Annotated in this window: 21 protein-coding genes; 5 read left to right on the forward strand and 16 right to left on the reverse strand. The window is 74.9% G+C overall.

What is annotated here, in order from left to right; genetic code table 11:
* Positions 1–23 precede the first annotated feature (23 nt).
* The 3 genes from AB0G11_RS46030 to AB0G11_RS46040 all read right to left on the reverse strand — a co-directional run bounded on the left by AB0G11_RS46030 (position 24) and on the right by AB0G11_RS46040 (position 3,942).
* Positions 24–3,140, reverse strand: coding sequence for a PDZ domain-containing protein (locus AB0G11_RS46030; RefSeq protein ID WP_357593402.1), 3,117 nt, complete (start codon positions 3,138–3,140; stop codon positions 24–26).
* 62 nt (positions 3,141–3,202) lie between these two features.
* Positions 3,203–3,325 (reverse strand): hypothetical protein, encoded by a 123-nt coding sequence (locus AB0G11_RS46035; RefSeq protein WP_281427120.1) that lies wholly within the window; start codon positions 3,323–3,325, stop codon positions 3,203–3,205.
* Between the two features lie 128 nt (positions 3,326–3,453).
* Positions 3,454–3,942 carry a MarR family transcriptional regulator gene (locus tag AB0G11_RS46040; protein ID WP_357593404.1) on the reverse strand — a complete coding sequence of 163 codons (489 nt, stop codon included), beginning with the start codon at positions 3,940–3,942 and terminating at the stop codon, positions 3,454–3,456.
* Between the two features lie 40 nt (positions 3,943–3,982).
* Between AB0G11_RS46040 and AB0G11_RS46045 the strand changes: the two genes are divergently transcribed.
* Entirely contained in the window at positions 3,983–4,597 is a 615-nt protein-coding gene (locus AB0G11_RS46045; protein WP_357593406.1) for a disulfide bond formation protein DsbA, read from the forward strand.
* On the forward strand, positions 4,578–5,852 hold the full coding sequence (locus AB0G11_RS46050; RefSeq protein ID WP_357593408.1) for an MFS transporter: 1,275 nt from the start codon (positions 4,578–4,580) through the stop codon (positions 5,850–5,852). Before AB0G11_RS46045 ends, AB0G11_RS46050 begins: the two co-directional genes overlap by 20 nt.
* 7 nt (positions 5,853–5,859) lie before the next feature.
* On the opposite strand, the gene AB0G11_RS46055 is transcribed toward AB0G11_RS46050, so the two are convergent.
* Complete coding sequence (locus AB0G11_RS46055) at positions 5,860–6,342, reverse strand: NUDIX domain-containing protein (RefSeq protein ID WP_357593410.1); 483 nt, start codon at positions 6,340–6,342, stop codon at positions 5,860–5,862.
* Positions 6,343–6,380: 38 nt separating this feature from the next.
* On the reverse strand, positions 6,381–7,424 hold the full coding sequence (locus AB0G11_RS46060; RefSeq protein ID WP_219508086.1) for an Rv2578c family radical SAM protein: 1,044 nt from the start codon (positions 7,422–7,424) through the stop codon (positions 6,381–6,383).
* Positions 7,425–7,558: 134 nt separating this feature from the next.
* Between AB0G11_RS46060 and AB0G11_RS46065 the strand changes: the two genes are divergently transcribed.
* Entirely contained in the window at positions 7,559–7,918 is a 360-nt protein-coding gene (locus AB0G11_RS46065; RefSeq protein WP_219508087.1) for a DUF3040 domain-containing protein, read from the forward strand.
* Positions 7,919–7,963: 45 nt separating this feature from the next.
* Here AB0G11_RS46065 and AB0G11_RS46070 read toward each other — a convergent pair whose 3' ends face one another.
* The 9 genes from AB0G11_RS46070 to AB0G11_RS46110 all read right to left on the reverse strand — a co-directional run bounded on the left by AB0G11_RS46070 (position 7,964) and on the right by AB0G11_RS46110 (position 15,812).
* Complete coding sequence (locus tag AB0G11_RS46070) at positions 7,964–8,431, reverse strand: OsmC family protein (RefSeq protein ID WP_357593412.1); 468 nt, start codon at positions 8,429–8,431, stop codon at positions 7,964–7,966.
* A 14-nt stretch (positions 8,432–8,445) separates the two neighbouring features.
* Positions 8,446–9,090 (reverse strand): GntR family transcriptional regulator, encoded by a 645-nt coding sequence (locus tag AB0G11_RS46075; protein WP_219508089.1) that lies wholly within the window; start codon positions 9,088–9,090, stop codon positions 8,446–8,448.
* A gap of 15 nt (positions 9,091–9,105) precedes the next feature.
* On the reverse strand, positions 9,106–9,894 hold the full coding sequence (locus tag AB0G11_RS46080; protein WP_219508090.1) for a protein phosphatase 2C domain-containing protein: 789 nt from the start codon (positions 9,892–9,894) through the stop codon (positions 9,106–9,108).
* A gap of 120 nt (positions 9,895–10,014) precedes the next feature.
* Positions 10,015–11,598: a penicillin-binding transpeptidase domain-containing protein gene (locus AB0G11_RS46085; protein WP_357593414.1), complete on the reverse strand. Its 1,584-nt coding sequence runs from the start codon at positions 11,596–11,598 to the stop codon at positions 10,015–10,017.
* Positions 11,599–11,628: 30 nt separating this feature from the next.
* Complete coding sequence (locus AB0G11_RS46090; protein ID WP_308125890.1) at positions 11,629–12,327, reverse strand: lysophospholipid acyltransferase family protein; 699 nt, start codon at positions 12,325–12,327, stop codon at positions 11,629–11,631.
* A 320-nt stretch (positions 12,328–12,647) separates the two neighbouring features.
* Positions 12,648–12,953: a hypothetical protein gene (locus AB0G11_RS46095; RefSeq protein WP_357593416.1), complete on the reverse strand. Its 306-nt coding sequence runs from the start codon at positions 12,951–12,953 to the stop codon at positions 12,648–12,650.
* Between the two features lie 19 nt (positions 12,954–12,972).
* The gene (locus tag AB0G11_RS46100) at positions 12,973–13,569 is read right to left on the reverse strand and encodes a CoA pyrophosphatase (protein WP_357593418.1); all 597 of its coding nucleotides are present in this window, start codon (positions 13,567–13,569) and stop codon (positions 12,973–12,975) included.
* Between the two features lie 12 nt (positions 13,570–13,581).
* Positions 13,582–13,803, reverse strand: coding sequence for a hypothetical protein (locus AB0G11_RS46105; protein ID WP_357593419.1), 222 nt, complete (start codon positions 13,801–13,803; stop codon positions 13,582–13,584).
* A gap of 29 nt (positions 13,804–13,832) precedes the next feature.
* Positions 13,833–15,812, reverse strand: coding sequence for an ATP-binding domain-containing protein (locus tag AB0G11_RS46110; protein WP_357593421.1), 1,980 nt, complete (start codon positions 15,810–15,812; stop codon positions 13,833–13,835).
* Between the two features lie 64 nt (positions 15,813–15,876).
* Here AB0G11_RS46110 and AB0G11_RS46115 point away from each other — a divergent pair, with 64 nt between their 5' ends.
* Positions 15,877–16,485, forward strand: a complete 609-nt coding sequence (locus tag AB0G11_RS46115) for a TetR family transcriptional regulator (protein ID WP_219508102.1) — start codon at positions 15,877–15,879, stop codon at positions 16,483–16,485.
* A gap of 4 nt (positions 16,486–16,489) precedes the next feature.
* Here AB0G11_RS46115 and AB0G11_RS46120 read toward each other — a convergent pair whose 3' ends face one another.
* Positions 16,490–17,638, reverse strand: coding sequence for an NmrA family NAD(P)-binding protein (locus AB0G11_RS46120; RefSeq protein ID WP_246645467.1), 1,149 nt, complete (start codon positions 17,636–17,638; stop codon positions 16,490–16,492).
* 71 nt (positions 17,639–17,709) lie between these two features.
* Between AB0G11_RS46120 and AB0G11_RS46125 the strand changes: the two genes are divergently transcribed.
* Entirely contained in the window at positions 17,710–18,684 is a 975-nt protein-coding gene (locus AB0G11_RS46125; RefSeq protein ID WP_357593423.1) for an AraC family transcriptional regulator, read from the forward strand.
* Here the strand turns inward: AB0G11_RS46125 and AB0G11_RS46130 are convergent.
* A complete protein-coding gene (locus AB0G11_RS46130; protein WP_219508105.1) occupies positions 18,627–19,811 on the reverse strand; it encodes a cysteine desulfurase-like protein in 1,185 nt (394 codons plus the stop codon). The genes AB0G11_RS46125 and AB0G11_RS46130 overlap by 58 nt on opposite strands.

Consider the following 19,811-nt stretch of genomic DNA (forward strand, 5'->3'; position numbering starts at 1 on the left):
ATCTTTAGACGCCATAGGGGGTATTAAGGTTGCATCCGCGGTCTATGCGATGGATCAGGAGTGTGCACCGGCCCCTTCTCCAGCAGGTCGAGCGCCACTTCGATCGCCTTCTCCAGCTGCCGGTCCACGCCCGCCGCGTAGTCCTGCGGGGTGATGTCCACCTCGATGTCCGGGTCGGTGCCGTAGTTCTCCACCTGCCAGCCCACGTCGTCGAAGGCGAAGGAGAACTCCGGCTGCGTCGTCACCGTCCCGTCGGCCAGCGTGTGCCGCGGCCAGATGCCGATCACCCCGCCCCACGTCCGCTTGCCCACCAGCGGGCCGAGCCCGAGCAGCTTGAAGGTGTGGCTGAAGATGTCGCCGTCGGAGCCCGCCCACTCGTTCGTGATCGCCACCAGCGGGCCGCGCGGCGACTCCGGCGGGTACGGCTCGGGGTCGCCCCAGCGCGGGTAGTCGTAGCCCAGGCGGCGCCGGGCCAGCTTCTCCAGCAGCAGCGCCGACACGTTCCCGCCGCCGTTGAAGCGCACGTCCACGATCAGCGCGTGCCGGTCGTACTCGGCCAGGAACCCCCGGTGGAACTCGGCGAACCCGGCCCGCCCCATGTCCGGCACGTGCAGGTAGCCGATCCGGCCGCCGGAACGCTGGTGGCAGCGCGCCCGGTTGAGGTTCACCCAGTCGCGGTAGCGGGCCGGCCGCTCGTCGGCGATCGCCCGCACCGTCACCGCGAACACCCGCTCGCCGCGCCGCAGCGTCAGCTCCACCTCCTCCCCGGCCTGGTTGACCAGCCGCTCGTTCGGGGTGGCCGCCGCGCCGATCGGCGCCCCGTTGATCGCCAGCACAGCGTCGCCGGGCCGCACGTCCAGGCCGAGCCGGTTCAGCGGTGAGGTCGCGCGCGGGTCCCACGGGTCGCCGGTGACGATCGCGCGGATGTGGTAGACGCCGTCATGGTGCTCCCAGTCGACGCCCAGCTTGCCCTGGCTGTAGTCGGGTCCGGGCCGGTACTCGCCGCCGCTCTCGTAGGCGTGGCTGGTGGCCAGCTCGCCGTGCAGCTCCCACAGCAGGTCGGAGAACTCGCCCCGGGTCGTGACCCGCTCCACCAGCGGCCGGTAGCGGTCGTACACGGCCGGCCAGTCGACGCCCGCCATGTCCTCGGTCCAGAAGTGCTCGCGCTGCAGCCGCCACGCCTCGCGGAACATCTGCCGCCACTCCGCCTCCGGGCACACCGACACCCTGATCCGCGACAGGTCGATCCAGCCGCTCTCGCGCCCCGGCGTGTCGTCGTCGCCCGGCTGCTCGCCCGCCTTCACCACCCGCAGCCGCTCGCCCGTCGTGCGGTAGAGCAGCGTGCGGTGGTCGCGGCCCAGCTCGAAGTCCGCCACCCCCTCGGCGAACGTCTCGGCCTCTCCCTTGGCGAAGTCGTACAGCAGCAGCTTGCTGTCGCCCTGGAGCGGGCCGGCGAGCACGAGCGCCTTGCCCTTGAGCCCGGCCACCCGCTCGTAGCGGCCCTCCGGCAGCGGGAACGCGGTGACGCGCCGCGCCAGCCCGTCCTCGTCGACCCGCACCGGCTCCGGCTCGGCGTCCTCGTCGTCCTTGGCGTGCAGCGGCCTCGGCTCCGGCACGAACGGGTCGGCCGCGTCCGCGCGCAGCGCCACCGCGTACGGGCGGGTGCCCAGCGGGAAGCACAGGTCGAACTGGAGCTGGTCGTAGGCGGGGGAGAAGACCCGCTGGCCGATGAAGTACAGGTAGCGGCCCTCGGGGTCGAAGCTCGGCCGCGAGTCGCGCAGCAGCGGCTCGGTGGCCGTCACCGTGCGGGCCGTGCCGGGGTGGTACAGCTTGATCGCGGTGGTCTGCGCGTTGAGCGGCCCGGCGTACGCGAGCCACTCGCCGTCGTGCGACCACGCCGGATCCTCGGGCGCGCCGTGCGGGTTGGCCTCCACCAGCACGGTACGGCCCGCCGCCAGGTCCACCAGGTGCAGCTCGTGCCGGTGGTTGGTGACGGCCACCCGGTCATGGGCCGGGTCGGGAGCCAGCGCGGTGATCCGCCCCAGCCGCGCCACCGGCCGCGCGCCCCCGCCGCCCGTCCGGTCGCTGCCGTGCAGGACGACCAGCTCCTCCTCGTCGCCGTCACCGCTGGCGGCGGCGATCAGGCGGCTGCCGTCGTTCAGCCAGGTGAGGAACCGGTAGCGGACCCCGTCCGGCTCCCCGTACTGCCGCACCGGCCCCTCCCAGCCCGCCATCCCGTACGCCTTGCCGCGCGCGGTGACGGCCAGCGCGCTGCCGTCCGGGCTGAGCGTGGCGTGGTCGAGGTAGTCGGCGGCGTCGACGAAGCGGCGGTTGCGCTGCGTGCGCGTGCTGGCCAGCGACACCCGCAGCCGGCGCGGCTCCTCGCCCGGGTCCAGCAGGTACAGGTCGGCGCCCGCGTGGTAGACGAGCCGGTGCCCGTCGCTCGACAGGTTGCGCGCGTAGTAGCCGTCGTGGTGGGTGTGCTTGCGCAGGTCGTCGCCGCCGGGCGTGCACGAGTAGACGTTGCCGACGCCCTCGTGGTCGGACAGGAAGCACACCCGCTCGCCGCTCCAGCAGGGCGAGGCCAGGTTGCCCGGCAGCCGGATGAGCCGCCGGAACTCGCCGTCGCCCTCGCGGTCGATCCACAGGTCGCCCACCGTGCCGCCCCGGTAGCGCTTCCACCGCGCCGGATCGGCCGTGTTCCGGCCCAGCACGATCATGCCGCCCGGTCCGTGGGCGATCGAGTTCGCCGGACCGTACGGCAGCCTCTCCGGCACCCCGCCCGGCTCCACCCGGTGCAGCCACTTGCGCCCCTCGAACGGCTGCCCCTGGTCGCTGGCGTACAGGATGCGCCCCTCGGGATCCCACCCGGTCACCGTGCAGCGCGCCCCGTGGAACGTCACCCGCCGCGCCGCCCCGCCGCCGGTCGGCAGCACGTACACCTCCTCGGGCCCCTCCTCCCGCCCCACGAACGCGACCTGGTCGCCGCGCGGCGAGATGCGCGGATACCCGGCCTCGGCCACGCCCGCCGTCAGCCGGAACGCCCGGCCGCCCTCGGCCGACACCATCCACAGGTCGTCCTCGGCGGCGAACACCACGACGTCCCGCAGCACCGCGGGGAAGCGCAGATATCCGGACATGAGGCCCTCCCCAACAGCCGATCAGGCAGCCGGAACCCCGGCTGCCTGATCACGTCACCGCGTCACGCCTCTTCGGGGCGCGTGGTGGCTTCCTTCTTCGTCTCCTTGGCCTGGCGATTCGCCTTGATCGCCTGCTTCTTGCCCTTGCCGGACTTCGCGCTGGGTTTCTTCTTCGTGTCAGCCATGGTGTTTCCCCCCTGTACGGACAGGAGCGCCGGATTGGCGCAACCAATGGCGTTACTACCCATCTATCGCCATAATCCGACATACCACTATTTCGACACCCTTTCAGGCGGCTATCGCCCACCGGCGATCAGTCCAGGGTGGCGGCGAGCCGTTCGAGGAGGGCGGCGAGCCGGTCGCGCTCGTCCGGGGTGAGCCCGGCCAGGAGCCTGCGCTGGTTGTCCAGGTGGGCGGCCATGAGCTCGCCGGTCAGCGCCACGCCCTCGGCGGTGAGCGTGATCAGCCGGCCGCGCGAGTCGCCCTCGGCCACGCTCCGGCTGACCAGGCCGCGCGCCTCCAGCCGGTCGACCCGCTTGGTGATCGCGCCGGTGGTGACCAGGACCGTGCGGCTGAGCTCGCCCGCCGACAGCGTGTAGGGCTCGCCGGCGCGCCGGAGCGCGGCGAGCACGTCGAAGTCGCCGTTGCCCAGCCCGGCGGCGGCGAAGGGCGGCCGCAGGCGCTGGTCGAGCGCGTCGGTGAGCCGGAAGAGGCGGCCGATGACGAGCATCGGGGCGGTGTCGAGGTCCGGCCGTTCGCGTTTCCACTGCTCGACCATGGCGGCGATGGCGTCTGGCTGCATGGCTTCCATTATAGCTTCCGTGGAAGATAAAATGCCTTCCATGGAAGATTCTTCGGCCGTCGTGCCCGTCGTCTGCTACTTCGACCCCGCCTGCCCCTTCGCCTGGGTCACCTCCCGCTGGCTCCTGGAGGTCGAACGCCTCCGGCCGATCGACCTGACCTTCCGGATCATGAGCCTGTCCGTGCTCAACGAGCACCGCGAGCTCGAACCCTGGTACCGGGAGTTCAACGACCGCGCCTGGGGGCCCGCCCGCGTGTGCGCCGCCGCCGAGGCCGGGCACGGCACCGCGATCCTGCGCGACCTCTACACCGCGCTCGGCGAGCGCATTCACCGCGCGGGCGACAAGGACTACCCCGCCGTCATCGCCGCCGCCCTCGACGAGCTGGGCCTGCCCGCGTCGCTGGCCGGCGCCGCCACCGGCGACCGGTTCGACGCCGCCCTGCGCGCCAGTCACCAGGCCGCCCAGGACGCCGTCGGCGAGGAGGCCGGCACGCCCGTCGTCACCGTGGACGGCGCCGCGTTCTTCGGCCCCGTCCTCACCGCCGCCCCCACGGGCGAGGCGGCCGCCCGGCTGTTCGACGCCGTACGGACCCTGGCCGGCCTGCGCGCCTTCGCCGAGCTCAAGCGGGGACGCGGTGCGCTCGACCTCGCCTGAGCGCGGCGCGCCGCGCAGGCTCATCGCCGCGAGCCTGGCCGGGTCGATAGGCGACGGCATCTACGTGCCGCTCACCCTGCTGTTCATCCACTCGCTCACCGGCCTGTCGCTGACCGCGATCGGCGCCGGGCTGACCGCCGCCGGGCTGTGCGCGCTGGCGTTCATGCCGGTCGTGGGCGTCCTCATCGACCGGGCCGGCGCCCGGCGCGTGGTGATCGGCGCGCTGGTCCTGCGGGCCGCCGGGTTCGCCGCCTACCCGTTCGCCGGCGGCTACCCGGCGTTCCTGGCGGTCGCGCTGGTCGTCGCCGTCGGCATGTGGGCCTCCTCGCCCGGCCAGCACGCGCTCATCGGCGAGCTCGCCGAAGGCGCCGAACGCGACCGGCTGCTCGCCTGGGACCGCAGCCTGCGCAACGGCGGCATGGGCTTCGGCAGCCTGGCCGCGGCGGGCCTGCTCGCCGTCAACGGCGACGCCGGGTACACCGCCGCCACCGTCGCCCTGGCCGCCGTCTTCGCCGTCGCCGCGGTGCTGGTCACCCGCATCCCGGCCGCCCGCCGGGGCGTCAGGCGTCCCGGGGAGGCGGGGGAGGGCTACCGCCGCGTCCTCGCCGACCGGCCCTACCTGCTGCTCACCGCCGCGAACTTCCTCATCGCCTTCGGCTACACCGCCCAGGCCATCGCCCTGCCGATCTTCCTCACCCGCGACGCCGGCCTCCCGGGCGCGCTGGCCGGGGTCGTGTTCGCGGTCAACACCGCGCTCGTCGCGCTGCTCGGCGTCCCGGCCGCCCGCCTGGCCCTGCGCGGCCGGCGCACCCGGGGAGCCGCGCTCGGCGCGCTCGTCTTCGCGATCTCCTTCGCCGCCTTCGCCGTCCTCCCGCAGGTCGCGGCCGGCACGTACGCGATCGTCGCCGTGCTGGCGGTCGCGGCCGTCTACACCGCCGGGGAGCTCGTCCACTCCGCGCCCGCGCAGAGCCTGTCGGTCCAGGCCGCCCCCGCGCACCTGCGCGGCCGGTACCTGTCGGTCTACCAACTCTCCTGGTCGCTGTGCCGGACCGTCGCGCCCCTGCTGCTCGGGTTTCTGCTGGAGGCCGGCCCGTGGCTGCTGTGGGCCGTGCTCGCGGTGACGGTCCTGTCCGGCGCGGCCATCCTCCTGTACGCCGAACGCGGCCTCCCGGCCCACGCAGTCAGCCCTCGTGACGCCCTCGACCCGGACCCCCGCCCGGACCCCCGCCCGGCTCCCGAACAGGTCCCGGCCTGACAGCCGGTCAGTGCTGGACCAGCCCGCCGACCGGGACGGGGGCGACGTGGCCGGTCGGCGGCACGGTCAGGGCCAGCGCGAGGCCCACGTCGACCAGCGACGACCGGCGCAGACCCACGACGTCGGCCACCGGGGTCCAGACCGACTCGGCGATCTCGCCGCCGGGCTCGGGCCGCAGCCGCCCGCCCGTGATCCGGACCCGGTAGAAGACGCCGACGTTGTGGTGCTCGACGCCCGCGCGGGCCTCGGCGGCCGGGATCACCCGGGAGTCCACGCCCAGCAGCCGCTCGGCCACCGCGTCGCAGCCGGTCTCCTCGGCGACCTCGCGGATCACCGCGTCGAACGGGTCCTCCCCGTGCCCGACCCGCCCGCCGGGCAGCGTCCACGCGGACCCGCCCTCGGGCGGCACGTGCCGGGCGAGCAGCACCCGCCCGTCCTCGACACACACGGCGTACGCCGCCAACCGGAAGCTGATGCCCCCCACCTCCACGCACTGATCTTCGCCGGGAACGGCCTGATCCTAAGGGCTCACAGGAGCGTCAGCTGCTCAGGGGCGGCCTGCGGGGCGGCCCCGCCTGGGGCCGGGCGGGGCGGGAGGCGGCGGGCCGTGGCCGGGGTGGCGCGGCCCACGCCGTGACGCTCGGCCAGGGCCCTGACCTGGGCCGTGACGCGCTCCTGGTAGGACCTGGGCGCGTAGGCGCCCCTGCCGTAGAGCTCCAGGTAACGCGGGACGAGCCGAGGGTGCTCGCGCGACAGCCAGGCCAGCCACCACTCGCGCGCCCCCGGCCGCAGGTGCAGCACGATGGGCGCGATGTGGGTCGCGCCCGCCTCGGCGATCTCCCGGACCGTGCGGTCGAGCTGGGCGGGGGAGTCGGTGAGGTAGGGCAGGATCGGCGCCATCAGCACGCCGGTCGCGATGCCGTTGTCGTTGAGCGTGGCGCACGTCTCCAGGCGGCGCCGGGGCGAGGGGGTGCCGGGCTCGACCGCGCGCCACACGTCGGCGTCGACGAACCCCACCGACAGGTTGGCTCCCACCTCGGCGCGCTCGGCGGCCTCGGTGAGCAGGTCGAGGTCGCGCAGGATCAGCGTGCCCTTGGTCAGCACCGAGAACGGGTTGGCCGCGTCGCGCAGCGCCGACAGGATGCCGCGCATGAGCCGGTAGCGGCCCTCGGCGCGCTGGTAGCAGTCGACGTTGGTGCCCATCGCCACGTGCTGCCCCCGCCAGCGCGGCGAGGCCAGCTCCCTGCGGGCCAGCTCGGCCGCGTTGACCTTGACCACGATCTTCGAGTCGAAGTCGGCGCCCGCGTCGAGGTCGAGGTATTCGTGGGTCTTGCGGGCGAAGCAGTAGACGCACCGGTGGCCGCAGCCCCGGTAGGGGTTGATCGTGAACTCGAACGGCACCCGGCTCGCCGCCGGGACCCGGTTGATGATCGAACGGGCCTGGATCTCGTAAAAGGTCATCCCCCGGAATCCGGGCGTGTCGAACGTGCGGGTGACCGCGCCGCGGGCGAACAGCGGCGCGGCCGGATCGTCCCGGCCGGAGTCGGCCAGGCGCAGGTTGTCCCAGCGCATGCCATGATTAGAACAAAGGTTCGACGGTGATCGCAAATGGAAAGAGGTCGCAATTACCTGGTCAGGGCGGGGCTAATGATCTTCATGGTTGGGCAGGAAACCCCGCACAGAGCTTGCGTTCCGGAGGTGCACCCATGGCCTGGTCGCAGGACGAGGAGCGGATGCTGGCCCAGATCGAGCAGCACCTCGTCGAGGACGATCCGCGACTCGTGGCACGGCTCGAGTCGTTCAACGAGCGGGTGCGTCGCAGCGAGGAGAGGTCCGGACGGACACCGGGGGCGCGCCGCAGGCCCCGCAGGTCGACCGTCATCATCCTGGTCAGCTGGCTGCTCATCGCCACGCTGGTCACCACACTCCTGATCATGGTGCTGCGGCACGAGGCCGCCGGCGCGCTGGCGATGAGCGGCTCCGCGAGCCGTCCCGCCCCTGTTCCCGTGCCCGCCCAGGCCGCGCCGCCCGCCGCCGAAGCGCTCACGCTCACCGCCCGCCGCTGACCCGCGCCGCCGGACCCGGCCCGCCTGCGGTCCGCTCGTACGCTCTCAGCCCACCTCGACCGTCGGCTCGTGGTGCACCGGGAAGTTGACCGAACTCGCGATGAAGCACGCCTTCTGCGCGTCCTCGTGCAGCCGGACGGCGGCCTCCACCATGTCGGGCGAGGCCACGGTGACGTGCGGGCGCAGCGTCGCCTCGGTGAAGTGCCCGCCGGTCGCGGTCTGCGTCATGGTGCCGGTCGCGTGGTCGGCGTACGCGGTGACGACGACGCCCGCGACGGCGCACACGTGCAGGTAGGACAGCAGGTGGCACTGGGAGAGCGCGCCCAGCAGGAGCTGCTCGGGGTTCCAGCGCGCGGGGTCGCCGCGGAAGGCCGGGTCCGAGCTGCCCGCGATGGGCGCCGGGCCGTCGGCGGTGAGCTCGTGCGCGCGGTCGTAGGCGCGGTAGCCGCTGGTGCCCGTCCCCAGGTTGCCGGTCCAGGTGACGGTGGTGGCGTAGGTGTGCAGGTGGGACATGGGTGCTCCTCGTGTCAGTGATCGGTGGGCGGGTCGCCGGCGCTGGCGCGGGTGTCGAGGACGTGCAGGCGGGCGACGCGGCCGGCCTCCTCGGCGTCGCCGCGCCGGATCGCCGCGAGCAGGTCGTCGTGCTGCGCGCTGACGTGCGCGTGGCGGGCCGGGGGCGCCAGCGAACGCAGGGTGGAGACGTGGATCTGGTCCCACACCCGGTCCAGCGTGTCGAGGGCGATGGCGTTGCCGGCCAGCTCGGCGACGCGGCGGTGGAAGCGCCGGTTGAGCGTGACCGCCTCCGCCAGGCGCCCGGCGCCGGTGGCCTCGGCGGTGGTGGCGGCCAGGTCGTCCAGGGCCGCCAGGTCGGCGGGGGCGATGCGGCCCTCGCGCTGCCTGCGGGCGGCGGTCTCGGCGGTCAGCGCCTCCAGCGCGGCCCGTACCTGATAGGCGTCCTCCAGGGCGGCCGGGTCGAGGGCGACCACGACCACGCCCCGGCCGGTGGGCCGCACCAGCCCGTGGGCCGCGAGCGCGCGCAGCGCCTCGCGGACGGGGGTGCGCGACATCTGGAGGGCGGCCGCGGCGTCCAGCTCCGTCAGGCGCGCGCCCGGCGGGTAGGTGCCGTCGAGGATCAGCTCGCGCAGCCGGCGATGTGCCACGTCGTTCTGCATGGCACCTGACCCTAGTCATTGCATGCATTGCATGCAAACGACGGTGACGTTGTCCCGCCCGCCCTCGGCGAGCGCGTGACGGACCAGCCGGCGCGCGTCCTCCAGCGGGCCGCCGCCCGGCCCCAGCGCCTCCCGCAGCGACGCCGCGTCCGGCAGATATCGCCACAGCCCGTCCGTGCACAGCAGGAGGCGGCCCGGCCCGCGCGGCCGGTAGCCGCGCACGCGCGGCACGGGCTCGCCCGCGTCGGCGCCCAGCCAGGCGGTGATCACCTCGTCGCCGTCCACGTCGTCCTCGGTCAGCGCCATCGCCGTGCCCTCGTCGGGCAGCCAGTACGCCCTGCTGTCGCCCACCCACGCGCACCACACGCCCTGCGGCCCGGCGATCCCCGCCACGTACGTGCAGGCCGGGGCGGCCCGGACGGACGACGCCAGCGCCGCCACCGCGCGCCCGGCGCGGACCGCGGAGGCCGCCAGCGCCTCCTCCGGCAGCAGCGGCACGGCCAGCAGGGAGGCCAGCGCCGCGACGCCCGTCTCGGCGGCGACCCGGGCGGCCCGCTCCGCTCTCGGCGACATCGACACCCCGTCGCACACCACCCCCGCCGTCCACGGGCCCGGCGTGGCCAGCGCCATCGCGTCGGCGTTCACCTCACGCCGCAGGCCGCGGTCGCTCACCCCGGCCGCGCCCGGACCGGCGGTGATCTCCAGGTGCGCGCGGAAGGCCGGCTGCGCGGCGCCGCAGTGCCAGCAGTGCCCGTCGGGGGCCACCGTGCCGCCGCACCGGACGCACTCCGTGATCTCCGTCATGCCGCCAGGATTCCACCGGAGATCCACCGGGCGCGCGGCGCCCGTACGGGACGCGGACGCGCGTCCGGCGGCGCCGCGAGCGGACCGACTACCGGGTCACCCGCCCCGGAGGGCGCGCGGTCACACGGACGGGAGGGCGCGCAGGAAGTCGGCGGCGATCGGGGCCGCGACCTTGCCGCCGCCTCCGCCGCCCTCGACCACCACCGCGAACGCCACGTCCTCGGTGAAGCCGATGAACCAGGCGTGCGAGTCGAGCTTCGGCCCGCTGCCGTACTCGGCGGTGCCCGTCTTGCCGCGGGTGCCCGACGGCAGCCCGGCCGACTTCGCGGTGCCCTTGGTGACGACGGCCGCCATCATGCCGTGCAGCGCCTCGGTGACGCCGCCGGGCAGCTTGCGGGCCTCGGCCTTCTGCTTCAGCTCGGGGACCAGCGTCGGCGGGCGCCAGGTGCCGTCGGCGATCGCGGCGGCCACCGACGCCATCGACAGCGGGCTGGCCGTGATCCGGCCCTGGCCGAACGACTCGGCGGCCAGCTCCGCGTCGGTCTCGGCGCGGGGGAAGCTCGCCTTCGTGGCCGGCACGCCGATCGACAGCGGCTGGTTGAAGCCCACCAGCTCGGCGGTCCGGAGCAGCTTGTCCGCCCCCAGCCGCTCCTCGGCCAGCGGCGCGAACGTCGTGTTGCACGAGTGGGCGAAGGAGTCGGAGAACGACAGCGACCCGAACTCCGCCTTCTCCGAGTTGCGGATCCGCAGCCCGCCGACGGTCACGTACTTGGGGCACGTCACGGTGTCGCGCGGCGACAGCCCGTCGGCGAGCAGCCCGATGGCGGTGACGGCCTTGAACGTCGAGCCGGGCGCGTAGCGGCCGTCGAGCGCCCGGTTGAAGCCGCCCCGGTTGTTGACCACGGCCAGGATCTCACCCGAGCCGGGCTCGATCGCCACCATCGAGGCGGGCTTGTCCACGTCCTTGACGGCGGTGACGGCGGCGGCCTGCACGCCGGGGTCGAGCGTGGTGCGCAGCGGCTCGCCGTCGGTGCCCTCGATCTTCTCCAGGGTCTTGCCGCCCGCCTGGATCTCCGTCGTCGGCGTGCCGGCCAGCCGCTCCTGGAACGCCTGCTGGAGCCCGCCCCGGCCGACCGCCTGGCCCACCTTGTAGGCGGAGCCGAGCTTGGCCACGTCCTTCTTGGTCGCCTTGTCCAGATAGCCGACGAGCTGCTGCACCGAGCCGCCCACGTCGCCGCCGTCGATGCGGCCGCCGCCCGCGTCGGTGATCGCCGCGCGCTCCGGCCACGACGTCTTGAGCGCGAACGTCGCGCCCGGCGTCAGCTGCGGGTGCAGGGCGGCGGGCGTCCAGTCGACCTTCCAGTGGCGGTCGGCGACCTTCAGCGCGAGCTCGCCCTCGTACGTCCACTCCCCGGCGTTCTTCAGCCGGTGGGTGGCGGTGTAGGGGACGGTGGCGCGGCCGTCGCGCTCGCGCGGGGCGCCCACCTGGATCGTCGAGGACTCCACGCCGAGCCCCTGCCGGAACTGGTCGTAGACGCCGAGCTCCCGCGGCGCCGCCAGCTCGGCGCTCATCCGGGCCCGGTCGCCCGCCTGCCACGCCGCGGCGAAGCGCTGCGCGGTCTCGGCGGGCGTGCCGCGGGTGTGCAGCAGGTAGTAGGCGCCCCCGCCGGCGGCTCCCAGCGCCAGCACGGTGGCGCCGGACACGATCGCGATGGTGCGGCCACGCGCCACGGGTCAGCCCCCTCCGGTTCCGATGGCCGCCTTGTGGCTGGCCGCGTAGGTCGGCACGTACTCCTGGCCGGACAGCTCCTGGATGGCCGCCATGATCTCGTCGGTGACGCGGCGGCGGTCCTGGGCCCTGGTGTGGTCGCCGGTGAACGTCATCGGCGCGCCGATCGCGATGCCGATCCTGGCCGGGCGCGGCACCTTGGCGCCGAGCGGCAGCACCTTCTCGGTGCCGCTGAGCGCCACGGGCAGCACCGGCGCGCCCGTCTTCAGCGCCAGCCACGCCACGCCGATCTTCCCCCGGTAGAGGCGGCCGTCGGGGGAGCGGGTGCCCTCCGGATGGATGCCGAACAGCTCGCCGCGCTCCAGCAGCGCCGCGGCGGCGTCGAGCATGTCCTGGGCCGCGTGCGCGCTCTCCCGGTCGGTCGGCAGGCTCCCGCCGAGCCGCATGAACCAGCCGGCGACCGGGTTGCCGGAGAAATACTCGTTCTTGGCCGCGAACGTGACGTGCCGGGGCAGCAGCGCGGGCAGCAGGAACGAGTCGAGCACCGAGAGATGGTTGGCGGCCAGGATCGCCGGTCCGCTCCGCGGCACGTGCGCGGCGCCCGAGATGTACGGACGGCACATCGCGTGAGCGAGGGGCGCGGCGGCGAACTTGACCACTTGATATAGCAACGGGCTCTCCTGGACGATCGTCGGCTCGGCCACCCACCATAAGGCAGGCGCCCCGTCCGGGGACGGGGCGCCTGGGAAGCTGTTAAGGCCGATGTGGCGGTCGCCTCCTCGGCGAGGTGCACAACACGGCTCCAGCCGAACGGTATTCCGTGAAGGCGGTAATTTGCGGCCCGGGGGACACAGACCACATCGGCCTTTCGATGCTAACGGACATCCGGCGGCCCGTATTCCACCGGGCCCAAAGAGCGGGTCATCTTCTGGTCCGCAGCGACCGGCCGGCGCCAAGGACGCCCAGCTCACAGCCCCCACCCAACTCCCGCGAATCACCGCGAATTCCCCTCGGCCCGCCGCTCTCAGGTGCGGAGGGTGCTGGCGTCCTCGCCGGCCGCGTAGTTGCCCTTGGAGCGCGTGAGGTCGTCGCTCTGCCTGCCCATCGCGTCGGAGAGCAGGTCCAGCGCCGTCCCGATGGCCGCCATCCGCTCGCCCCTGGCCTGCCAGTAGGCGTCGCCGTACTCGTCGGCGCCGAGCGCGACCCGCACGGCCTTCGTGACCGGCTCGTAGCGGACGGCCACGCCGCGCACGGCCTCCTCCATGTCGCCCACGCCCCTGGCCAGGCCGCGCAGGTGGCTCTTGCCGTAGGCCATGCCCTCGAGCGTCATGACGGGCAGGATAGCGAGATCAGGTGCGGGTCCAGTGGGGCTGGGCGACGTCGAGGACGCGGGTCTCCCGGCCGCGCAGCGCCACCTCGGCGAACTGCCACAGGATGGCCCCGGTCGGCGCGTGCACGACGATCGACGGCCCGAGCGGCATCTGCAGCAGCCCGTCGCGCCAGCGCGGCACGCCCGGCGCGAGGAAGCGCTCCAGCGGCACGGCGTGCACGGAGGCGACCTCGCGCGGGTCGGCGACCGGCTGCTGCGCGCCGCCGAACGCCACCACCGGCGTGATCACGAACCCGGAGTCGGTGACGAAGTCGTCGAGCAGCCCGGCCACCTCCACCCCGGTCACCGCCGTCTCCTCGGCCAGCTCGCGCAGCGCCGCCTCCACCGGCCGCTCGCCGTCGTCGAGCCGGCCGCCCGGCAGCGCCCACTGGCCGGGGTTGCGCCCGTGCGGGGCCCGCCTGATGAGGATCGTGTACGGCTCGCGCGCGGAGTCCTCCAGCACGCACACGGTCACGGCGGCGCGGCGGATGCCCGCGGCGGGCGGCACCTCCCGCCTGGGGAAGCGGCCGAGCCGGGCGGTGATCAGCTCACGCAGGGCGTCGATCGGGGGCAGCACACCGGCAGGATCTCACGCCGGCAGCAGCAGGTAGCCGAGAACCATGCCGGCGGCCGTCGCGACGGCGGCCGTGACCGCCGCCCACCTGCCGAGCCGCTCGCCCTGGCTGTGCCCCACCAGGCCCAGCACGATCCCGGCCGGGCCGAACAGGATCGGGACGAACACCAGCGCGACCGCCGCGCACCCGAACCCGGCGATCGACAGAACCTGCGTGGTCCGCAGCGGGTCGTCCATGGCCGCTCCTCGGAGGGACGGGACCCTCATCACACACCCGGGGCGCGGGCGCTGTCGAGCGGCCGGGGGAGCGGCAGGGCGTGCACGACGTCCAGCCGCGACACCGCCCGGGTCAGCGCCACGTACAGCAGGTTGAGCCCGCGCGGCCTGCTCGCGGCGATGGCGGCGGGCTCGCACACGACCACGTGGTCGTACTCCAGCCCCTTGGCCGTGGACGCGGCCACCACGGCGAGCCGGCCGCCGACGTCGAGCCCGTCGTCCCACAGCGCGGCCGTGACCTTCTCGGCGGCGTCGTCGGCGGCGATCACGCCGATCGAGCCCTCGAACTCCAGCGCCTCCCGCGCCGCCGCCGTCACGCCGCTCTCCAGCCGGTCGGCGCGGATCAGCCGCAGCCTGCCGTCGGAGCGGTGCGAGCGGGTGACGGGCACGTCGGCGTCGAGCGCGGGCAGCAGCCGGTTGGCCAGCTCGACGACCGTGGCGGGCACCCGGTAGCCGGTGGTCAGCTCGACGATCCGGCCGTCCGGCTTGCCCAGGAGCTCCAGGTGCCGGGCCCAGGAGCGGGCCGCCCACGGGGTGGTGCCCTGCGCCAGGTCGCCGAGCACGGTGAGCGAGCCGTGCTCGCTGCGCCGGGCGACGGCCCGGCACTGCATCGGGGACAGATCCTGCGCCTCGTCCACGATGACGTGGCCGTAGCCGCGCGGCCGTTCCAGCAGCCCGGCCAGCTCGTCGAGCAGCACCAGGTCGGCCTCCGTCCAGCGGGCGCCGCGGTGGCCGCGCGGCGGGCGCTCCCAGGTGACGGCCGCCCGTTCGGCGTCCGTCAGCGCGGTGGCGGGGGAGCGGCCGCTCAGCACCTCGAACAGCACCTCCTCCGGCCGCACGGTCGGCCACACCGCGTCAAGGAACGGCGTCACCGCCCGCCCGGCCTTACGGGTCCAGGCGGCGGTGGCGCTGAGCCCGCGCGCCTCGGCCTGCCGCCGCACCAGCTCCACCACGCGGGCGCGGACCCGCTCGCGGCCCGTCAGGTACGGCAGCGCGTCGCGGCGGGTGTCGTCCACGATCCGCCGCAGCTCGGCCTCGCCGACCCGCCAGGTGGCCGAGCCGTCGGGCACCGCCAGCGGCTCGACCGGCTTGCGTACGCGCGCGTACAGGGCCTCGCGCAGCACCTCGGCCATCCGGGCGTCGTGCTTGACCAGCGCGGCGGCCGGGCTGTCGGCGGCCCGCACCGGGGCGGAGGCGAGCAGCCGCTCCAGCGTGGTCTGCTCGACGTCCATCTCGCCGAGCGCGGGCAGCACGGCGGAGATGTAGCCGAGGAAGGCCCGGTTGGGGCCGAGCACGAGCACGCCGCCGCGTTCCAGCCGCTGGCGGTGCGCGTACAGCAGGAACGCGGCCCGGTGCAGGCCGACGGCGGTCTTGCCGGTGCCGGGCGCGCCCTGCACGCAGATCGACTCGGACAGGGCGGCCCTGACCAGGTCGTCCTGCTCGGGCTGGATGGTGGCGACGATGTCGCGCATGGGGCCGACGCGCGGCCGTTCGATCTCGGCGGCCAGAATGCGGCTGTCGCGCTGCTCCTCGCCCCGGTCGAGCCGCTCGTCCTCGTAGGAGGTGAGCGTGGTGCCGGACCAGCCGAACCGGCGGCGCACGGCCACGCCCTGCGGGTCGCGGGCGCTCGCCCGGTAGAAGGCGCGCGAGACCGGCGCCCGCCAGTCGACGACGACCGGCGGGCCGCCGTGCTCGCCGCTGATGTGCCGCCTGCCGAGGTGGTAGCTGCGGCCGGGATGGTCGGCCGAGCCCGGCCCGAAGTCGAGCCGGCCGAAGAACGGCGGCCCGGCCGGCTCCTCGCCGAGCTGCTTGGCCAGGCTCTTCAGGTGGCGGCCGAGCCGTTCGGCGCTGTAGCGGTCGCCGGCGACGGTCTCGCCGACGACGACGTTCTCGCGGGCGGCGTCGAGCATCCTGCGCAGCCCGGCGGCGCAGCGCTCGATGTGCCTGCGCTCCTCGTCGAGTGTGGTCATGGCACCTCCTGGCGTTAACTCGGTTAATAGATTAACCAGGTTAACACTTTGGTAGGGTGGACCCATGACGGGACTGCGGGAGCTGCAGCGGCAGCGGGTGCGTGAGGCCATCTCCTCGGCGGCCATCCGGCTCTTCCTGGCGCGCGGCTTCGACGAGGTGCCGGTCACCGAGATCGCGGCGGCGGCGCAGGTGTCCAAGCCGACGCTGTTCAAGTACTTCCCGACCAAGGAGGACCTGGTCCTGCACCGCATCGCCGACCACCGGGGCGAGCCGGCCCGCGTGGTGCGCGGGCGGGGGCCGGGCGAGTCGCCGGTCGCGGCCCTGCGCCGCCACTTCCTCGACGGCCTGGCCCGCCACGACCCCGTCACCGGACTGAACGACCATCCGGAGGTGATGGGCTTCCACCGGATGGTGTTCGGCACGCCGAGCCTGGGCGCGCGCGTGTCCACGTACGTCGAGCACGACGAGCGGACGCTGGCCGAGGCGCTGACGGGGCCGTACGACGAGCTGACCGCGAGCCTGCTGGCCGCGCAGGCGCTCGCCGTCCAGCGGGTGCTGGCCCGCCGCAACTGGCGGGCGCTGGCCGACGGCGTGCCGCTGGCCGAGCTGGAGCCGGAGGCCGTACGCGCCGCCGGGGTGGCGTTCGGCCTGCTGGAGCCCGGCCCCGCCTGAGAGGTCAGCCGATCCAGGTCTCGTGCAGGTGCGCCCAGCGCAGGGCACCGCCCTCGCGGCGCAGCACCGCCGTCGCCCGGCGGCCCCGCCCGCGCTGCCACTCCTCGTAGGCGGCCACCACCAGCGGCCCGGACCCCGCCACCACGCGGGCGTCGCGGATCTCCACGCGCAGCCCCGGGTCCGCCCCGCGCGCCGCCGCCACCTCCGCCAGCACCCGCTCCCGCGACAGCGCCTGGCCGTCGGGCGTGACCAGCGTGAAGTCCGGCGCGTGCGCCTCCGCGAACGCCTCGAACCCGCCCGTCCCGGCCAGCCAGCGTTCGATCACCCGGTGATGCCGGACGATCTCCGCGCCGACCATCCAGTCACGCGGCGGCGTCAGCGCCAGCCCGTGCCAGGGATCGGCCGCGAACAGCCCGGCCGGGCGGGCCGCGCCGATCCAGCGGTAGGTGGCCGCCACCTCACGGGCGACCTCGGCGCCGAGCGCCCCGGCCAGCCCGGCGGCGAACGCGTCCACGTCCAGCTCCTCGTAGCGGGCCCCGGCGGCGGCGGCCAGCTCGGCCCCCGTCACCGCCTCCGGGCCGCCCGCGTCGACCACGCCCGCCAGGCCGTCCCGCGTCAGCGCCGCCACCGTGATCGCGCCCAGGTCCGCATGGCTCAGCCACGCCACCGGCAGGTCGCCCGGCAGCGGGTAACGCAGCACCCCGTCCTCCAGCACGCCCGGCATGAGCAGGTTGTCCAGGTAGAGCGCCGGTCGCAGCACCACGACCGGCAGCCCGGACGCCAGCATCGCCCGCGCCGCCTCCCGCCGCGTGTCGAACGCGGCCACCCCCGTCTCGGCGTCCGGCAGCCGGTTGCCCGTGGCGAACACCAGCCGCCGCACCCCGGCCGCCCGTGCCCCCTCGATCACGTTGCGGGTGTACGCGCGCACCAGGTCCGGCTCGTACACCAGCGGCAGCGTCACCGACGCGTGCGTGACGCCGTCGAAGGCCGCCTTCACCCGCGCCGCGTCCCCCAGCTCGCCCGCGAACGCCTCCACCCCCTCCGGGACCCGCTCCGTGCGGGCGAAGCCGCGCACGGCGTGCCCCTCCGCGACCAGCCTGCGCGCCACCGCGCCCCCCTGCGCGCCCGTGGCGCCGAACACCAGGAATCTCATGGGTCCAGCCTCGCGCCGATCCCCGATACGCTCGATAAAGCGACCTCCACCGCTGTTTAAGGATCGTCCGGATGGATCTGCTGAGCGAGCTTCTGGCACCCCTGCGCCTGCGGGCCGTCTTCCACAGCCGCTGGACCATGCGCGCCCCCTGGGGCGTGGCCGGCCCGGCGGAGCGGTGCGCGCTGATCCACTACGTCCAGGACGGCGGCTGCGTCGTGGAGCTGCCCGGGCTGCCCGCGCCGGTCCGGCTCGCCGCCGGGGACCTGGCCGTGTTCCCGCACGGCGCCGCCCACCGCCTCGCCGACGCGCCCGGCCGCCCGGCCGTCCCGCTGGAGAGCCTGCTGCCCGCCCGCGACCCCGGCGCGACCGGCGCCGTCCGCATCGACGGGGACGGCCCGGCCACCACCATGCTCTGCGCCGGCCTGCACTACGACGAGCCCGCCCCGCCGCTCTACCGGGCGCTGCCGCCCGTGCTCGTGCTCGGCCGGGCCGCCGTCGCCCGGCAGCCGCTGCTCGCGGGCACGCTGGCCGGGCTGGCGCGGGAGTGGGACGGCGACGAGCCGGGGCTCCCCCTGGTGGCCGTGCGCGCCTTCGAGCTCGCCTTCGTCCTGGCCCTGCGCGCCGCCCTGGCCGAGCCCGAACCCGGCCCGGAAGGCACATCGGGGGGTGCGCCCGTTCTGCGGGCGCTGCGCCACCCGGCCGTCGGGGCCGCGCTGCTGGCCGTGCAGACCCGCTACGCCGAGCCGTGGACCGTCGAGACACTGGCCGCCGAGGCCGGGCTGTCCCGCTCCGCCTTCGCCGCGACCTTCCGCGAGCTCGTCGGCGAGACGCCCATGCGCCACCTGACCGCCCGCCGCATGCACGAGGCCGCCAGGCTGCTCACCGCCACCCGGCTCCCGCACGCCGCCGTCGCCCACCGCGTCGGCTACGGCTCCACGGTGGGCTTCCACCTGGCGTTCAAGCAGTGGTACGGCACGACGCCCGGCGGCTACCGCAGCTCGGCCACCCCTTCCAGCAGCCGGTCCACGTCCGGGCGGTCGTTGTAGTGGACCAGCCCGACCCGCACCGCGCCGCTCTCGCGGATGCCGAGCACGCCGGTCAGCTCCCAGGCGTAGTTGTGCCCGTTCCACACGTTCACGCCGCGCGCCGCCAGATGCTCGGCCACCTGGCGCGGGGTGCGCCCGGCGACGGTGAAGTAGGCGGTGGCCGTCCGCCGGGCCGGCTTGCCGTACAGGGTGACGTGCGGCATCGTCTCCAGGCCCGCCAGCAGCACCGCGAACAGCTCCATCTCGTGCGCCTCCGCCGCGGCCAGCGAGGCGGTCAGCCGCTCGCGCCGCGTCCCCGTGCCCGGCACCAGGCCGGCCAGGTGGTCCACGGCGGCGCTCACCCCGGCCAGGTCCGCGAACGGCGCCGTGCCGCGCTCGAACCGGTCCGGCACCGTGTCCGGCGCGGGGGCCAGCTTGTCCGGCCGGATCGTCTCCAGCAGCGCCGGATCGGCGACCACCGCGCCGACGTGCGGCCCCGACCACTTGTAGGCGCTGGTCGCGTAGAAGTCGGCGCCGAGCGCCCGCATGTCGACCGGCCCGTGCGCGGTGGCGTGCACGCCGTCGACGTACGTGAGCGCGCCCGCCTCGTGCGCCAGCGCGCTGATCGCGGCCACGTCGGGCCGGGTGCCGAGCACGTTGCCCGCCGCCGTCACCGCCACCAGCCGGGTGCGCGGCCCGATGAGCCGGGCGTACTGCTCCACCGGCAGCTCGCCGGTCACCGGATCGACCTCCGCCCACCGGACGGTCGCGCCGGTCGTCGTCCACGGCCGCACGTTCGCGTCGTGGTCCAGCCGCGACAGCACGACCTCGTCGCCGGGGCCCCACCCGCGTGACAGCGCGCCGGCCAGCCGATAGGTGAGCGTCGTCATGTTGGGCCCCAGGATCACCCCGTCCGGGTGCCCGCCGACCAGGTCGGCCACGGCCTGGCGGCAGGCCGCCACGATCGCCTCGGAGCGGCGGGCGGCGGGGAACGCCCCGCCCGCGTTGCCGAGGCCGCCTCGGTAGGCCCCGGCGATGGCGTCGATCACCGGCTGAGGGACCTGCGTGCCGGCGGCGCCGTCCAGATACGCGTGGCCGTCGGCGAGAGCGGGGTAGGCGGCTCGTACAGCTTCGATGGGGAAAGGCAT

Origin of the sequence: Nonomuraea sp. NPDC023979 (genome assembly GCF_040639085.1) — a bacterium.
Classification (GTDB): Bacteria; Actinomycetota; Actinomycetes; order Streptosporangiales; family Streptosporangiaceae; genus Nonomuraea; species Nonomuraea ceibae.

What these genes read in the sequence shown, in the direction of transcription:
- AB0G11_RS46110 (WP_357593421.1), bottom strand. Translation starts at nt 15,812, where the DNA reads ATGACCACACTCGACGAGGAGCGCAGGCACATCGAGCGCTGCGCCGCC.
- AB0G11_RS46075 (WP_219508089.1), bottom strand. Translation starts at nt 9,090, where the DNA reads ATGCAGAACGACGTGGCACATCGCCGGCTGCGCGAGCTGATCCTCGAC.
- AB0G11_RS46125 (WP_357593423.1), top strand. Translation starts at nt 17,710, where the DNA reads ATGGATCTGCTGAGCGAGCTTCTGGCACCCCTGCGCCTGCGGGCCGTC.
- AB0G11_RS46095 (WP_357593416.1), bottom strand. Translation starts at nt 12,953, where the DNA reads ATGACGCTCGAGGGCATGGCCTACGGCAAGAGCCACCTGCGCGGCCTG.
- AB0G11_RS46035 (WP_281427120.1), bottom strand. Translation starts at nt 3,325, where the DNA reads ATGGCTGACACGAAGAAGAAACCCAGCGCGAAGTCCGGCAAGGGCAAG.
- AB0G11_RS46080 (WP_219508090.1), bottom strand. Translation starts at nt 9,894, where the DNA reads ATGACGGAGATCACGGAGTGCGTCCGGTGCGGCGGCACGGTGGCCCCC.
- AB0G11_RS46040 (WP_357593404.1), bottom strand. Translation starts at nt 3,942, where the DNA reads ATGCAGCCAGACGCCATCGCCGCCATGGTCGAGCAGTGGAAACGCGAA.
- AB0G11_RS46105 (WP_357593419.1), bottom strand. Translation starts at nt 13,803, where the DNA reads ATGGACGACCCGCTGCGGACCACGCAGGTTCTGTCGATCGCCGGGTTC.
- AB0G11_RS46065 (WP_219508087.1), top strand. Translation starts at nt 7,559, where the DNA reads ATGGCCTGGTCGCAGGACGAGGAGCGGATGCTGGCCCAGATCGAGCAG.
- AB0G11_RS46045 (WP_357593406.1), top strand. Translation starts at nt 3,983, where the DNA reads ATGGAAGATTCTTCGGCCGTCGTGCCCGTCGTCTGCTACTTCGACCCC.
- AB0G11_RS46130 (WP_219508105.1), bottom strand. Translation starts at nt 19,811, where the DNA reads ATGCCTTTCCCCATCGAAGCTGTACGAGCCGCCTACCCCGCTCTCGCC.
- AB0G11_RS46115 (WP_219508102.1), top strand. Translation starts at nt 15,877, where the DNA reads ATGACGGGACTGCGGGAGCTGCAGCGGCAGCGGGTGCGTGAGGCCATC.
- AB0G11_RS46120 (WP_246645467.1), bottom strand. Translation starts at nt 17,638, where the DNA reads ATGAGATTCCTGGTGTTCGGCGCCACGGGCGCGCAGGGGGGCGCGGTG.
- AB0G11_RS46060 (WP_219508086.1), bottom strand. Translation starts at nt 7,424, where the DNA reads ATGCGCTGGGACAACCTGCGCCTGGCCGACTCCGGCCGGGACGATCCG.
- AB0G11_RS46030 (WP_357593402.1), bottom strand. Translation starts at nt 3,140, where the DNA reads ATGTCCGGATATCTGCGCTTCCCCGCGGTGCTGCGGGACGTCGTGGTG.
- AB0G11_RS46070 (WP_357593412.1), bottom strand. Translation starts at nt 8,431, where the DNA reads ATGTCCCACCTGCACACCTACGCCACCACCGTCACCTGGACCGGCAAC.